Annotated in this window: 12 protein-coding genes and 5 pseudogenes; 4 read left to right on the top strand and 13 right to left on the bottom strand. The window is 58.3% G+C overall.

Features of this window, described 5'->3' with window-relative positions; translation table 11 throughout:
- Positions 1-2 precede the first annotated feature (2 nt).
- Positions 3-1,109, top strand: a complete 1,107-nt coding sequence (locus CK220_RS10845) for an alcohol dehydrogenase family protein (RefSeq protein WP_095811530.1) — start codon at positions 3-5, stop codon at positions 1,107-1,109.
- Positions 1,110-1,174: 65 nt separating this feature from the next.
- Here CK220_RS10845 and CK220_RS10840 read toward each other — a convergent pair whose 3' ends face one another.
- The 3 genes from CK220_RS10840 to CK220_RS10830 all read right to left on the bottom strand — a co-directional run bounded on the left by CK220_RS10840 (position 1,175) and on the right by CK220_RS10830 (position 4,678).
- Positions 1,175-2,827 carry an ABC transporter ATP-binding protein gene (locus CK220_RS10840; RefSeq protein WP_095811529.1) on the bottom strand — a complete coding sequence of 551 codons (1,653 nt, stop codon included), beginning with the start codon at positions 2,825-2,827 and terminating at the stop codon, positions 1,175-1,177.
- The gene (locus CK220_RS10835; RefSeq protein WP_348629657.1) at positions 2,814-3,584 is read right to left on the bottom strand and encodes an ABC transporter permease; all 771 of its coding nucleotides are present in this window, start codon (positions 3,582-3,584) and stop codon (positions 2,814-2,816) included. The genes CK220_RS10840 and CK220_RS10835 overlap by 14 nt, the downstream gene beginning before the upstream one ends.
- A gap of 137 nt (positions 3,585-3,721) precedes the next feature.
- Positions 3,722-4,678 carry an ABC transporter permease gene (locus CK220_RS10830; RefSeq protein WP_095811712.1) on the bottom strand — a complete coding sequence of 319 codons (957 nt, stop codon included), beginning with the start codon at positions 4,676-4,678 and terminating at the stop codon, positions 3,722-3,724.
- Positions 4,679-4,877: 199 nt separating this feature from the next.
- Between CK220_RS10830 and CK220_RS10825 the strand changes: the two genes are divergently transcribed.
- Together CK220_RS10825 and CK220_RS10820 are read left to right on the top strand one after the other, a co-directional pair.
- Positions 4,878-6,434 carry an ABC transporter substrate-binding protein gene (locus tag CK220_RS10825; protein ID WP_095811527.1) on the top strand — a complete coding sequence of 519 codons (1,557 nt, stop codon included), beginning with the start codon at positions 4,878-4,880 and terminating at the stop codon, positions 6,432-6,434.
- A gap of 141 nt (positions 6,435-6,575) precedes the next feature.
- Positions 6,576-7,679: a mandelate racemase/muconate lactonizing enzyme family protein gene (locus tag CK220_RS10820; RefSeq protein ID WP_095811526.1), complete on the top strand. Its 1,104-nt coding sequence runs from the start codon at positions 6,576-6,578 to the stop codon at positions 7,677-7,679.
- A gap of 173 nt (positions 7,680-7,852) precedes the next feature.
- Here CK220_RS10820 and CK220_RS32395 read toward each other — a convergent pair.
- The 6 genes and pseudogenes from CK220_RS32395 to CK220_RS10795 all read right to left on the bottom strand — a co-directional run.
- Positions 7,853-8,175: pseudogene (locus CK220_RS32395) on the bottom strand (IS110 family transposase); the annotation flags it as partial.
- Between the two features lie 312 nt (positions 8,176-8,487).
- Positions 8,488-8,957: pseudogene (locus tag CK220_RS10810) on the bottom strand (adenosine kinase); the annotation flags it as partial.
- A gap of 167 nt (positions 8,958-9,124) precedes the next feature.
- Positions 9,125-9,292 (bottom strand): annotated as a pseudogene (locus CK220_RS31360) (IS3 family transposase); the annotation flags it as partial.
- Between the two features lie 263 nt (positions 9,293-9,555).
- Positions 9,556-9,764: pseudogene (locus CK220_RS10805) on the bottom strand (helix-turn-helix transcriptional regulator).
- A 384-nt stretch (positions 9,765-10,148) separates the two neighbouring features.
- Positions 10,149-10,354, bottom strand: a pseudogene (locus CK220_RS32390) (helix-turn-helix transcriptional regulator); the annotation flags it as partial.
- A 288-nt stretch (positions 10,355-10,642) separates the two neighbouring features.
- Positions 10,643-10,855: a helix-turn-helix transcriptional regulator gene (locus CK220_RS10795; RefSeq protein ID WP_095811524.1), complete on the bottom strand. Its 213-nt coding sequence runs from the start codon at positions 10,853-10,855 to the stop codon at positions 10,643-10,645.
- A gap of 126 nt (positions 10,856-10,981) precedes the next feature.
- On the opposite strand from CK220_RS10795, the gene CK220_RS10790 reads away from it, so the two are divergent.
- Positions 10,982-11,233, top strand: a complete 252-nt coding sequence (locus CK220_RS10790; RefSeq protein WP_095811711.1) for a DUF2285 domain-containing protein — start codon at positions 10,982-10,984, stop codon at positions 11,231-11,233.
- A 31-nt stretch (positions 11,234-11,264) separates the two neighbouring features.
- Here the strand turns inward: CK220_RS10790 and CK220_RS10785 are convergent, their stop codons facing one another.
- From CK220_RS10785 to CK220_RS10770, 4 genes are all read right to left on the bottom strand, one after another.
- A complete protein-coding gene (locus tag CK220_RS10785) occupies positions 11,265-11,522 on the bottom strand; it encodes a DUF2285 domain-containing protein (RefSeq protein ID WP_245429098.1) in 258 nt (85 codons plus the stop codon).
- 383 nt (positions 11,523-11,905) lie between these two features.
- Complete coding sequence (locus tag CK220_RS10780) at positions 11,906-12,631, bottom strand: LuxR family transcriptional regulator (RefSeq protein ID WP_095811523.1); 726 nt, start codon at positions 12,629-12,631, stop codon at positions 11,906-11,908.
- Positions 12,632-13,174: 543 nt separating this feature from the next.
- On the bottom strand, positions 13,175-14,581 hold the full coding sequence (locus tag CK220_RS10775; protein ID WP_095811710.1) for an aminotransferase: 1,407 nt from the start codon (positions 14,579-14,581) through the stop codon (positions 13,175-13,177).
- Between the two features lie 156 nt (positions 14,582-14,737).
- Positions 14,738-15,235, bottom strand: a complete 498-nt coding sequence (locus tag CK220_RS10770; protein ID WP_095811522.1) for an Lrp/AsnC family transcriptional regulator — start codon at positions 15,233-15,235, stop codon at positions 14,738-14,740.
- Positions 15,236-15,255 lie beyond the last annotated feature (20 nt).

Here is a 15,255-nt window from a genome sequence, read left to right as displayed (position 1 = left end):
GCGTGAGTTCACAATCCGTAATGCGAGCCGTTGTCCTGACTGGCCATGGCGGCCTGGATAAACTCCACTATCGTGAAGATTGGCCAATTCCGGTTCCGACCTATGGGCAGGTTCTGATCAGAGTCGGCGCCTGTGGTTTGAACAACACGGACATCAACACTCGCACAGCTTGGTACTCCAAATCGGTGACAGACGGAATCACGCCATCGACCGGCAGCAATGGCTTTGCCAATGCTCGATCAGAGGAAGGAAGCTGGGGTGGTGCGCCGGTTCGATTCCCATTGATCCAAGGCGCTGACGTCGCTGGCACCATCGTCGGCGTCGGCGCGGGGGTGGACTCTGCGCGAATTGGGGAGCGGGTTATAGTGGATCCCTGGTTGCTTGGCGCAGGTGATTGGATGGACCTTGCCAACGCGATCTATTTCGGATCGGAGTGCGACGGCGGCTTTGCCGAATTTACAGTGGCACGCTCCGGCAATGCGCTGCGTATCAATACCGACCTTTCCGACGCCGAGCTTGCAACATTCCCGTGCGCGTACACGACGGCGGAGAACCTGGTGGCGCGAACCGATCTTCGCCCCGGTGAGACAGTGGTGATTGCGGGAGCTTCGGGCGGAGTAGGGTCAGCTGCGGTGCAGCTGTGTCGACTGCGCGGAGCACGGGTCGTTGCTATTGCTAGCCCGTCGAAGGTGGCCAGCCTTAAGGAACTCGGCGCATATGCCGTAGTCGATCGAAACACACCTGCTCTTTCTGACGCAATCCGATCAGCGGTGGGCGGTCCGGTCGATGTGGCGATTGATGTTGTCGGAGGCAAGAGTTTCGGTCATCTCATTGAAGCGTTACGCCAAGGAGGACGGTATTCCAGCTCTGGCGCCATTTCAGGGCCTAGGGTCGAGTTCGATTTGCGACAGCTCATCTACAAGGATCTGCAACTCACTGGCGCAACCATTGTGCCACCTGGCACGGCCAAGCGACTTGTAGGCCTCATTGAGCAGGGACTGCTGAAGCCTCTTCTGGCAGCGCAGTACCCTCTGCGAGAGCTTGGCCGCGCACAGCAGGCGTTTATGGATAAGCAGCACGTTGGAAACATCGTGGTCACTACGCAATAGCCGCGTGTCTCCAACCTAGGAAGCTATCGGCCCCTGTAACTTAAGCCGCCGCCGCTTGAAGCCTGTCAGGCCAGGCTCATCGCTCTGGCCAGCGCTGCACGGGTTTCTCGGATCGAGTCCAACCAGTCCGGGTCCATCTGCGGAACCGAGGTTAGCAGGAGTTGCGTGTAAGGATGATGTGGAGGGGCGAAGAACTCGTCCTTCGGGCCCTGCTCAACGATGCGCCCTTGATTCATGACAACGACTTCGTCTGCGATAGCTCTAACGGTCTGCAAGTCGTGCGTGATGAACAAATATGAAACCCGCAGATTCTTTTGCAGGTCCATCAACAGCCTAAGGACGCCCTGCGCCACCGATTGATCGAGGGCCGATGTTACCTCATCACAAATGATCAGATCGGGCTTCGCGGCTAACGCCCGCGCGATGCACAAGCGCTGTTTCTGGCCACCTGAGAGCTCTTCAGGAAAGCGATCCAGAAAAGTGAGATCGAGCTCAATCTGCTCAAGCAGCTCAATGATGCGTGCTGTGCGAAGGCGCCCCATGAGCCCGTGGTAGAAGGTCAATGGCCGCCCAAGCACCTCCCGCACCCGGTGGCGCGGATTCAACGATGTGTCGGGCATTTGGTGAACTAGCTGGATGCGTCGCCGTAAATCCAGGCTGCGGCGTCTGAGCGAGGAGTCAATCGATCTGCCATCGAACATAAGGGCACCTTTGCTGCACGGCAGCAGGCCGGTGACGACGCGGGCGAGCGTTGATTTTCCTGAGCCTGATTCACCCACCACCGCTACTGTGGTGCCCTCCCCTACGGAGAGGCTGACGTGATGGAGGACCTTTATCGAGCCGTAAGCGGCATCGACGGAGGAGACCGTTAGGATCTTTTGACTTGCGGTCGTTGTGTCGCTTTTTGGAGGATCACGCCCCAGTAGCTGGCGGGTATAGTCGGCCGAAGGCTGTTCCAAGATCTGCCGGGTATTGCCTTCTTCGACCAGGTCGCCGTGCCGGAGTACCATGATGCGATCGGCGAGTTGGGCGACGACCGCCAGATCATGGGTGATATAGATCGCGGCGGTATGGAAGTCGCGGACGACATCCTTGATCGCTGCCAGCACCTCGATTTGGGTGGTTACGTCAAGGGCGGTCGTGGGCTCGTCGAAGACGATGATATCCGGCTTGCAAGCCAACGCCATCGCCACCATCGCCCTTTGCAACTGGCCGCCGGAAACCTGGTGCGGGAAGCGCTCGCCGAAGGCCTCCGGATTGGGCAGATGCAGCTTTCGATAAAGTTCTACTGCCTCAGCGCGCGCGGACGCAGCATCGCGAATACCATGAACGACGGCAACTTCGGTGTATTGATCAATAAGCCTGTGCGCTGGATTGAAGGCAGCTGCCGCCGACTGAGCGACGTAAGCGATCCTCACGCCTCGTAGCCGGCGCAATTCTGCCTCGGAAAGTTCGCTTAAATCTTCGCCGGCGAAAAGGATGGTCCCATCCGTGATCCGGCAACCGGGTTTAACATACCCGAGCGCTGCAAGCCCTATCGTCGACTTGCCGGCCCCGGATTCGCCGATGAGACCAAGTATCTCACCGCGTCGCAGCGTGAGATCAATCCCTTTGACGATCTCGGCCCAACCGGCTTTGCTTTTGGCCCGGATTCGAAGGCCTTTCACGTCCAGTACGACGTCGCCTTTGGTGCCGCGGACGCTATCAAGTTTCGTCATCTAAACCGCTCGTCTCGTGCAGAAACCAGTCCACCAAAAAATTTACCCCGACCGTCAGAAGGGCAATGGCGGCGGCGGGCAACAGTGGGGTGACATCACCGTAGGTGATAAGAATTGCGTTGTCCCTCACCATGGAGCCCCAGTCTGCCGTGGGCGGCTGCAGGCCGATGCCCAAAAACGAAAGGGAGCTAATCAGGAGAAAAACGAAGCAAAAACGCAAACCGAACTCGGCTACGAGCGGAGGCAAAATGTTCGGCAACACCTCTCGCGAGAGTATCCAGATCAGCCCCTCACCCCGCAAGCGCGCCACCTCCACATAATCCATCACCGCGATGTTCATTCCCGCCGCGCGCGCCAGGCGAAAGACGCGCGTCGCGTCGAGCACGGCAATAATCGAAACCAACGAAGTGACCGACGCACCAAAAATCGTAAGCAGCAGCAAGGCGAAAATCAGCTGCGGGACTGCCATGAGGATATCTATCAGTCGCGCCAGGGCCTGGTCGACCCAACCACCGACCACAGCCGCAACAAGCCCTGCGCCGCCGCCAATAAGAAAGGCAAGCGATGTCGTTAGAAACGCGATGCCGACGGTGTTTCGTGCGCCGTATATTAATCGCGACAGCGTGTCCCGACCCAGATTGTCGGTACCCAATAGATACTGGGCGGTCCACGGATCGAACTGCGAACCAACCACCTGGCCTTCCCCGTATGGGGCGATCACGGACGCAAATAGCGCAACCACGACGTAGACTGCCACGATGACAAGACCGAACCAGGCGCTTAGAGGCGCCTGGCGAAGGCCTGCGAGCAATGCCCTAAAGCGGCCGGGATCCTGGCGATGAGGCCGGTCGGCCGGGGCTATGTTCAGCGGTGGGGAATGATCAGCGGGAGTACTCATTTGGGGTACATTAGCCTCGGATTGGTCGCAATCGCCAACACGTCGGCGAACATGTTCAGCAAAACGTAAGTGGCTGCAAAGATTAGGCTGCAGGCTTGAACCACCGTAATATCGCGACGCTGAACGGCGTCGATCATCAGCTGCCCGAGTCCCGGATAGACGAATACAACTTCGACCACCACAACGCCTACAATGAGGTAGGCCAGATCGATCACCACGACGTTGATAATCGGTGCAAGGGCATTGGGTAGCGCATGCCACACAATGACCCGCCGCTGGCCAATGCCTTTCAGCTTTGCCATCTCTATAAACGGGCTGCCCAGAACGCTGATAATTGCCGCGCGTGTCATGCGCATCATATGCGCGGTGACGACCAGAGTGAGCGTCAGTGCCGGCAACGTCACTAAGTAGAGGGAATGGGTAAAGCTGTCGCCTTCTCTCATCGTCGACAGGCTGGGAAACCAGCCCGCCTGGACGGAGAAGAACATGATCAGGATGTACGCGACGAAGAACTCAGGAAATGAGATCCATGTGAGTGTGACCGCGTTCGTGAACCGGTCGAAAACCGACCCGCGATAAAGCGCCGTGAGCAACCCCAAGAGGAGGGACACCGGTACAGAGAAGCAGGCCGCAACGCCGGCCAGGAACAAGGTATTGCCTAGCCGCTCGCCTATCAACTGTGAGACGGCGCGCCCATTTGCGAGGGAGTGTCCGAGATCTCCCTTAAGCAATCCACCGAGCCAGTGCACATATCTGATGTGAAGGGGCAGATCGAGCCCCAGTTCGTGTCGAAAGGCAGCGACCGTTTCAGGGAGCGCTGACTGGCCCAGGATTTCGGTCGCCACATCTCCGGGAAGCAGGGATACCCCGAGGAAGATAATAAGCGACACCACCCATAGGACAAAAATCCCCAGCCCGAGGCGCTTGGCTATCAGCTTTGGAATGTTTCCCAATGGTTCCTCCGCCAACAGTTATGGCACAAATGTTTTTGTATGGACAGATTAATAAAACAATCGTACCTTCGTCAATCAGCGGACGTTGAACAAAATGAATAAGCCGGGAAGACCTCCGTTGGCATGCTTATCAAAGCGCTGCTGTTTTTCGCCCCATAAACAGCGGTGAAACAGGGTGGGGTATAATGGGAGAATTTCCATGAATGGTCACTTGTCATGGCGTCCGACGCGGCGAACCTTGCTCGTCGCCGGCGCCGCGGCGATTGCAAGCGTCAGCTTGCACGGCGGCCGGGCCTCGGCCTCGACCCCTAAGCGAGGAGGGACCTTACGCATAGGCTATTCTCAGGGCGCAACCGCCGATAGCCTTGATCCCATGTCCTACTTTTCCGATCCCAACTATGCCTGTGGATGGCTTTTCGGAAACAATCTAGTCGAGCTCGCGCCGGACAAGAGCCCAGTTCCGGAGCTTGCAGAGAGCTGGGAGGCCAGCAAAGACGCCAAGACGTGGACGTTCAAGTTGCGCAAAGGCGTGGAATTCACGAATGGCAAGAAGCTGACTTCAGCCGATGTGGTCTACTCCCTCAAAAGGCATACTGCAGCTGACTCTAAGTCGGCGGCAAAGGGCCTCCTTGAGGATTTTGCGGACATCCGTGCCGACGGGGACAACGTCGTTGTCATTGAACACAAGACCGGTGACGTCGACATTCCTGTTATCCTCGGCGATTTCCACCTTCAGATCGTACCCGAGGGGTTCAAAGACTGGAGCACTTTTATTGGGACGGGACCCTATATCCTCGACAAATTCCAGCCGGGTGTGACGCTTAGTGCCCACCGCAATCCGAACTACTGGAAAGCCGATCGCGCCTGGTTCGATGGCGTGGAATTCACTTACATCAATGACGCTACGGCTCGAGCCAACGCCCTAACCACAGGCGCTGTGGACGCGGTTGATCGGATCGAGCCGAAGATCGTTCAGTTGGTAAAGCGAAACAAGCAGCTGAAAATCGTGGAGACGGTTGGCGGTGCCTACGTTGGCAGCGCCATGGACATCAGCAACAAGCCGTATACGGACAACAATGTCCGCGAGGCAATCAAATACGCAATTGACCGCGAAAAGCTGGTGGCGAGCATTTTCTCCGGTTTTGCGGAAGTCGGCAATGACCAACCGATTGCGAGCAACGATCCGTTTTTCAATAAGGCCTTGCCGCTACGCAAGTACGATCCGGATAAGGCGAAATGGCATTTGAAGAAGGCCGGGCTCTCGTCGCTCGATGTGGAACTTAGTGCTGCGGACGCCGCCTTCGGGGGCGCCGTCGATTCAGCTGTTCTGATGGCCGAGCAAGCGCGAGCCGCCGGTATCAATCTCATCGTCAAGCGAGAGCCAGACGATGGATATTGGTCCAACATTTGGATGAAGCGGCCGTACTTCACGACCTATTGGGGGACACGGCCTACGCCCGGAATGATGTTCTCGCTTGCGTTCAAGTGCAACGCTCCCTGGAATGAAACGAGGTGGTGTAACGACCGCTTCGGCCAAATGCTGCAAAGCGCCCGCACGGAGCTCGACGTGAACAAGCGTCGATCGATTTATCAGGAAATGCAGGCGATCTGCAGCCAGGACGGCGGCAATTGCATCTTCGCGTTCCCTGCTTCGTTGGATGGCTACAGCACCAAGGTCGATGGCGCCGCCGGTCCTGATCTCGTTCGCTCGATGGCCGGTGCTCGTCTGGCCGAGCGCGCTTGGTTCAGGGAGTAGAAACCGCGGACAGCCGATCACCCGGCGGCCCGTATTTTTCGGGGGACTCGTCTTCCCACGGTACCCTCCCCCGGTGCACTGTGTGTTTCCGCAGCATTGAACCGATGGGTTCAATGCCCTCATTCTTGGACGAGGATCAGCATGAAAATAGCCCGAATCGTGGTCTGGGAAGTTCCCCTAACCAGCCATGTTCCTTATCACATGGCCGGCGGAAAGACTTGCGATATCGTGACATCGGTATTGGTTCGCGTTGATACCAATGAGGACATCTCGGGGTGGGGCGAAGTGTGCCCGATCCCACACTATCTGCCCGCGTATGCCGAGGGTGTCCGCCCGGCGATTGAATATATGGCGCCTGTTCTCATCGGAGCCGACCCTGTCGGACCCGAGGCCTTGATGAGCAAGCTCGACGCATGGCTGCAGGGGCACGTTTACGCGAAATCCGCCATAGACCTCGCACTTTGGGACATCACAGGCAAAGTCGCAAAATTGCCCCTCTACTCCCTTCTCGGCGGACGGCAGGCACTACGCATGCCGCTGTATCATTCAATAACGTGTATTGGACCGGACGAAATGGCGCGCATCGCGCGGGAGGCATTGGCTCAAGGGATGCGGCAGTTCCAGGTCAAGTTGGGTACCGACAACAATTGGGAAACCGATGTAGCGCGCCTTCGCCAAGTGCGCGAGGCGGTTGGTCCCGGTCCTCTCGTCTACGGGGACTGGAATTGCGGGGCGAGCCGACTAGACGCGACCCGCGTTGGCAAAGCCGTCGCGTCACTCGACATCATGCTGGAACAGCCTTGCTCGACCTTGGAAGAGTGCGCAGCAGTTCGGGCTGCCACAGGCCTCCTGATGAAGATTGATGAAAACGGCTATGACACTGGCTCCCTGTTACATGCCTACAATCTCGGCTGCATGGATGCAGTCGCGTTGAAGCTCTCCAAATCAGGCGGACTTAGTGCACTTCGCCGTTTACGCGACCTGTGCTTGCACTTCGGCGCCAAGATGTGCATCGAAGATGCGTGGGGTTCTGATGTGAGCACTGGCGCATTGCTGCACTTGGCCGCCGCCACCCCCGTAAGCCGGCTTTTGAACACCTGCGACCTGTCAGGGTATGTTGCGCCTCGCCTGGACCCGGGTGCACCCGCGCGGAGTGGCGGTAAGATCTCGCCGCCTGAGGGGCCGGGGATCGGCGTCAATCCGGACCCCGACGTGCTTGGTCAAGCAAGCGTAATTATTGACTAAGCCCGCACAACGGGACGCTACCCACCATGAAGATCACTTCAGTCGATATCTATCGCAAGAACTATGCAAATGGCAGACAGTGCGATCTCATATCGGTCACGGGCCGACTGGCAAACGCCCCGCCCTCAAGAATTGACCGATGCCGAATGGCGCGTGGATGGCCGGACACGCCCTGTGAACAGCAGGCCTTTGATGCGGTTGACGTGACGCATGCGCTCGTTCGTCAAGACCTTTGCGCTCGCATGATGCGGCGACGGTCCTTCTCCTCGGGCGCCGGCACCCGGAGCATCGCAGACACCCGTGGGTCCCCTCGCTTGTAGGCCAGCAACGCGCGGACCGGCGCTTCACCGTCGATCCTGGTCGGTCTTTGCGCGGCGGTGTCAGCGCGAACTCGCAATCGGGGCCGTGACCACGTGAATTCGATCCCTTCCTTCTCCAACATCCGATTGATCCAGAAGGGATCGAGCCCGGCCTCCTCACGATGATCGGAAAGCACTGTCTGTTCCGCCCCTGCGCGTTCCTCTTGAGCTCGGCAATCGCCCCAGCAGTCCGGCGCCGTCGCCGGGGCCACCACCGAGTGGTTCGACATCTTCTCGCCCACTACCTGGCGACAACGAGGGGATCAAGCATTTCGAGCGACTCAGTTCCGACGAGACTAAGATTACGCCAAATCGGCACCGATAGCGGTAGGCGCTTCGGATTGGAGAGCTGCAACGGGCATGCTTGCCTCCAGCGTAAGGTGTGGATCTAGCGACCTGACTTTGCTAACAACGCAGGTCGCTATCCACCACCTCATACGATCTTGCTGCTATAGCAATCTCGCTTGCTCGGCCTCGCGGCGCAGATTCTGGCGCGGGCGCGGCCGATCTGCTGGATCACCAGCCCGGCCGCCAGCGAGCCGAGATCGCCGCAATCCTTAAGGCTGTGGCCGATCGTGTAGCCGTAGAGGAAGCCTGCGGCATAGAGGTCGCCGGCTCCGGTCGTGTCGACCAGTTCCTTGATCTTCGTCGCCTCGAGGATGACGGTCTCGTCGCCGCGCACGATGACGGAGCCTTTTTCGGGACGGGTGACGGCAGCGATCTTGCAATCCTTGCGGATGGCGGCGAGCGCTTCCTCGAAGGAAGCAGTCTGGTAGAGCGACTTGATCTCGTGGCTGTTGGCAAAGACGATGTCGAAGGTGCCCGAACGCATCAGCTCGAGGAACTCGTCGCGATAGCGGTCGACGCAAAAGGAATCCGACAGTGTCATCGACACTTCGCGTGCCGCCGCATGCGCCACGTTTCGCGGTCCGGCTGGCGCGCGGCGCACGATCGAGCGCCTCGACCCTGGCGCGCGGTAACAGGAAGTCATCTTCCGGCAGCTGCACGAGCCCGGCTGCGTTGGCCTGTCGGACTTCACCGATATGAGCGGCGCCGGCGTCACCATCGCCGGTCGGTCGCTCGATCACCGGCTCGCCGCAGCAGCGCCCGAAGCATCCGCGCCCCGGCGAAGGGGTAGTCGAGATGCAAACTCGTCGACGGCGCATCAGCGCCAGGTCCTCGGCTGAAACCGGCCGAGGCTTATAGTAGACCGTACTTGTGGGCAAGGGCGAGCATCTTGGCTCGCCCGACGATCGGAAAGGCGTGCACCACCGGGCATCTTCGAGCGGAACGTCGAGAGCCACCGGCGGCGCGAGGCCATCCGAGGAAAGCACGGCTCGGTCGCCCCGCGTCATACGGAACGCCAGGAAACTTCGCTCCTGATTGACCCGCCGCGACAATCAAACGACAAACCCCTTGCGCGGCAGGTATCCGAGGTGCTCAGCATCATCTAAACGACGGATGCGGTCGAAATCCGCGGCGCGTCGGCGGCATTTCCAAACAGCGCTTAATCCTGGTCAGTCAGGTCGCACCAGATCGGTGTGGCTGACACGGGGGGCTTCTGCCAGTTCATAAAGCGTGACGATAATTGGGTTCCTTTTGGCCTCCTCCAGCCCGCTGATGTACTGCTGGCTGACGCCGAAGTTCTCGGCAATTTGCTCCTGCCCCAAGCGGCCTTCTCACTGATCCAGCGTGCATTTCGTCCGACCAGCTTGCGGATATCTATGCGCGGAGGTCAGCGGAGGACGGCTTTAGTTTATCCACATTGTCATTGCCCGAACCATCGGCCGGGGGCAGCAAATCAGACATGCGATTTCGATGACGTTGGTCGCTCAAGCCACGAACAGCACGAGCTATCGGTCACGTAAGCGACGCATTATGTCCGAGATCCTCGCAGGTCGGTTTCGAGCGTTTCCGCTACGTCGAGGAACTCAACGATTCCATGCGACGTTCACCGCGCTCTTACTTGGCCACGGAAGACTGCGGGCGGTGAAGCACTTAGGCAACCTTAAAGTGGGTTAAGCCGTTGTTCTTGGGCGCCGTTATCAGCTGTTCCAGCAGCCGGCGTTGGCGGGGCGATCGAAGGCATTTCGGCATCAGACGGTGCTTGTTCAGATCGCGGATCGAGCATCGTTGCCGGCTCAACCTCCAGCACCGTAGCGAGCTTCTCGACCATGTCGATGGTAGCAGCATATACACTGCGCTCAAGAGCGGTGATGTAGGTTCAATCAACACCGGCTTCATGTGCCAGCGCCTCTGCGACAGCTTCTTTTTCTCGCGAAGCCTACGCAGATTGGGGGCAAAGACCTCTCGGATTCGGCCGCCCTCTTGTTGAGGATTTTACCACGGAGTACGCTCTACAAATTAGGAGCAACTCGCACGAGCACCGACTCTGGCCCGAACTACCTGAGGTCAGGATCGCGACTTCCGGATGCGGTCTGACAATAACTATAGCTGGTCGGCCCTATAGGTATCGCAAGCTGCGCCAAGGTGCGAATGGCTGGTCTGGACCCATGTCAAAGAAAACGGGTTCAGTTCACCGGCGTCCGGTTGCACGCCGTCAAAATCGAGCTCGTCAATCCAGGATGGGCCGGATCGCCTTTGTCATTGCCGCGGCCTAATCAACTCACAAGGATCAACGGCAAGTGCTTTTGCGAGCTGGCCGAGCACACTGACGCTTGCAGAAACCCGAGCACGCTCGATCGAGCCGACATAGCGCATGCTCAACTCTGCGCGGGCAGCCAATTCTTCCTGCGTCAGGTCCTGATCATGGCGCAAACGACGCATATTGATCGCCATGACCTCCTTGAGGTCCATGGCAGGAAAGGACCAGAACCGGAACTATCGTTCTAGGAACGATCGTTCCTATTCGGTATGATTAGCCCAACGAGGAGATGTCTCGCCCAATCCGATGACGAAAAACCCGAACAGCAGGAGGTCACGATGAAACCCAAGGTTCAAGACCAAGTCCCTTGGTCGGACCGCCTGACCGCTTACGACAACGAGCACTTCACGATCTACATGAGGCTCCTGGACGCATCCGCCGACGATGCCAACGAAGAAGAGATGGCGTACCTCGTCCTCGGCATCGATCCAATGCGAGAGCCCGAGCGCGCCCGAATGGCGGTTCGCAGCCATCTCGATCGGGCAAACTGGATGGTTACGACTGGATACAAAGAACTGTTCGGGCGCTGACCGGCTCCAAGTTAGCTCTTCCGATCACTTTTTAGACAAGGAAATCCTGATTGCCACGATCCATGAGCATGTCACCGCGCCGGACGGCACGGCGGATGCGATCGCGAAGGTGATTGCGATTCGGCCAGTCGGCCTGGACGCATTGCCGGCCCAACCGGGCCCTTGTGATTTCACGGTGCGATGCACCACTTAGCCAGCCGGCAAGCGCCTTGGACAAAGCGCAGACAGCTGGCACGGTTCGGGCGTGAGGAGCATTGAGGCATTCGAACGCATTCAGCTGCTGCCTCATCCGATCGCGTGCCGGAATCGCGTCGACAGAAAGCCGAACGGGAGCAAAACTTCCGCGCCGTCCACGACAAGCTGGAGGTCCCGGTGAGCGTTTCGCAGTCTTACGTGCTGACGACCGTCCGCCGTGATCACGATTGCCGCCCGATATGGCAATGCTCCGCAACGACCGGCAGGACCATGGGGGCAAGTGGCGGGAGCACAAGGACACAACCGCATCGCGCCTCAATGAGCCTGCGAAACACCCCACTGCATGAGATCGAGCGACGATCTCAGCACTTCTACGCCGAAGCGCCTTTCTGCAAATTCAGCATGCTCAAGCGCTTGCCTCGAGTCACGCTGGAAGGCCGGATATTTGCACAGGTTGATCAAAGAGAATTCTGTTCCTCAGAGGATTGATGATCGTGAGGAGGCCAGCAGCGTCACCGCCTGATTTTTGGTGCGCACGCCGAGCTTCTTCTTGGCATTGTCCAGATGGAAAGCGGCCGTACGCTCCTTGACCCCCAAGATGCAGCCGATCTCCCAGGCGGACTTGCCCCGTGCCGTCCATTGCAGGCATTCGTACTCGCGGGGAGTCAGCGAAACGCCATCCACCGCCAAACCCTGCGAAAGCTTGCGGCGAACTCCAATGTGAAAGCACGTCGCCATAATCTCGAGCGCCTGTTCATATTGTTCGGCGATGCGCAGGAAGGTCGGATCGAGCCTGTCTGCCGCGAAGGTCATCGCAGCGACACCGCCGCGGCGATCGACAAGTGGAATCGTCAGTCCGCAGCAGATGCCGAATTCGGCAGCCTCGTCGAAAAGCTGTTGCTGTCGCGTTGAAATCCCGGTATGGCCGAATCCCGGTCCCCACTGAAAGGGACATTCGCTGCATCGTGCCCATTCTATGACCGGGTCGATCCTTTCATATTGTTGGCGCATGTAGTGCGACGTCCAACCGGAATGATAGTTCGATATCAGCCTGGGTTCTGTGACGCGATCAGACACCAGAGACAGATAGGCGAATGCGGGAATGTCGAAGGCGCCGGCGGCGCTGGCGAGTGCGTTATGAAAGTCGACTTCATCAACACTTAAAGACAACTGGTCCAGCAAAGTTTCGAAGACGAGCTGCATTTTGTCCTGCGGCTGTTTCAGCTAAACCTGGAACTTAGCAAGCTACGGCGAGAAGATTTGCCCACGAGATTCGACGCTGGAGAAAAGTCACCGCGGTGACTACTCTCCGGACCTTGGATCATATGAAAGCAGGTGCATGCCACCTCGTTCTCCAACTGTCGTTTGCGGACGCGCTACAATCACGCAGATTCAGCGGCTCAAAAAAGGCGCCCCGCCGGCGGGGAGGTACACCGGCAGGGCGCGCCGCGCAACACGCCCCGGTCGTTGGGCAACAGGACAGCGGCGGCAGAACTGATTTGGTCACCGCTTGATGGAAGTCTGAAGCATGCTTAGAATCTCACGGCTTCAAGTCAAGGAGTTTCGGTCGGCTCGGCGTGAAATGCGCTGTCAACCCGTCTTCACCAATGAACGTCAATGCGCGACCAGTCGTAATGCGAGGATGACGTCAAATGTCTGGTACCTGGGAAAGTTCATCCCAGGGAGCACCACGTTGGTTATCCGGGACGGCGTCAACCCGGGGGCACGCTTCCGTTGGCGCTCTGTTCATATCGCATTCTCGGCCTTCAGCGCGCGGTAGGTCGTCTCGATGGATTTCGCGGTTGCGTGGACGATTATGTCGATCTCCTTTCGGGTGATGATCAAAGGCGGGGCAAAGCCGAGGATATCGCCGTGCGGCATGGAGCGCCCGATGACACCGTACTCGAACAGAGCAGCGGCGGCGCGAACGCCGACTTGAAGATCGGATTCAAACGGTATCCTCTGCTTTGGATCTCGCATCAGCTCTACGGCGGAGAGGATTCCGACACCACGAACCTCACCGACAATGGGGTGTCCCGCCAGTTCGGCGTTCATGCGTGCATGCCAATACGGTCCGACATCGCCTACATGCTCCAGAATATTTCTTTCCTTTAGGAGTCGAATATTGGCGAGCGCGGCCGCAGCGCAAAGCGTGTGACCCGAATATGTCCAGCCATGGCCGAGGGCACCGTGCTTCTCTGTTCCTTGTTCCAAGACCGACCAGACGCGGTCGCCAATGATTGATCCCGAGATGGGCAGGTAGGCCGAACTCAAACCCTTGGCGATGGTCACGAAGTCCGGCCGCATGCCATAGAGGTGGGAACCGAATTTCTCACCGGTTCGTCCAAACCCGCAGACCACTTCGTCGGCGATGAGGAGGATATCGTACTTGTCGAGCACGTCTTGGATAGCGGCCCAATATGCTTTTGGGGGCGGAACGATGCCGCCTGTCCCAAGCACGGGCTCTCCGATAAAAGCTGCAACGGTCTCGGGGCCCTCAGCGAGGATAAGAGCTTCAAGTTCATCCGCGCAGCGTTTCGAGAACGCTTGCTCACATTCGCCGTCATGCGCTTGGCGATAGTAGTGCGGCGTCGTGGTATGGCGTACCAAGTCCAGCGGCAGGTCGAAGAAATTATGAAAAAAGGCAAGGCCCGTCAGGCTCCCGGTGACCAGCCCAGACCCGTGATAGCCGCGATGTCGCGAGATAATCTTCTTCTTTTCAGGGCGGCCCAGAATGTTGTTGTAGTACCAGACCAGCTTGATGTTGGTTTCGTTGGCGTCAGAGCCGGAAAGGCCGAAAAAGACCTTTCGCATGTTCTTCCCAAAATACTCGACCACGGCCTCTGCCAAGAGGGCGACTGGCTCTGTTCCTTGACTTGCATAGACATGGGCGAACGGCAATTCGCGTGCTTGCCTGGCAATGGCCTCGGCAATTTCCGTGCAGCCATATCCCATGTTGACGCAGTAGAGCCCACCGAAACCGTCGAGGCTCTTCCGGCCTTCTGTATCCCAGATGTACACGCCTTCCGCACCGGCCATGATCCGATTTGGAGTCTCGCCTCGGCTGTGCTTGGCCAGATGCGTAGAGGGATGAAAGACGAAGCTTCGATCCTTCTCTCTGAGTTGCTCGGTTCCCAGATTGCTCAAGCGCATGGTCCCTCTCTTCGCCAAGTCGGCGGGGCACTCGGCCAGCCGCCTCTCTAGAAATAGCATACCGCATACGTCGCTCGAATTTCGCGGGAATGCACGTCTTTAGCCGACAATTTCGCGGAATTGAGGTAAAACGCCGTGGAACCAAGGCCTCGGCGTTCACCGCTGCCTCAGTGCGGACAAGGGGATCGGCGAATTGGATTTCACCGGTTTGGTCACGACAAGACTGTAATATTGATCGATTCCCAAGCCCGCCTGCAGCAGGCCCTCCATGAAACCCTGATACGCGGCCATGGAAAGAGATGCGACGCGCATTAGATAATCGATGCGCCCGCCGATAGCCCAGCAGTCCAGGATTTCCGGATGTTCTTGGATCGCAGTCTCGAAGTGTCTTTGGTCCTCGAGTCGATGACGATCCAATACGACCTCCACCATGACGAAGACCATACCGCCGATGAGGGCCGGACTCAGTCGCGCGTGAAATCCCTCAATAATCCCTGCGACCTCAAGTGCACGGAGCCGCTCCGAACAGGCCGACGCCGAAAGATGAACGCGTTTTGCAAGCTCGCTTTTTGAAATCCGGCCGTCCGACTGAATCACTGAGAGAATGCGGAAGTCCCAAGCGTCCAGGCGCGCAGGATTGGGTTTCGACTTCATGACCTTCTGCTCTTAGCCGT

This window comes from Mesorhizobium sp. WSM3860, from assembly GCF_002294995.1.
In the GTDB taxonomy this organism is placed as follows: Bacteria; Pseudomonadota; Alphaproteobacteria; order Rhizobiales; family Rhizobiaceae; genus Mesorhizobium.
The sequence above is the reverse complement of the archived record's forward strand: the minus strand, read 5'-3'. Positions and strand labels throughout refer to the sequence as shown.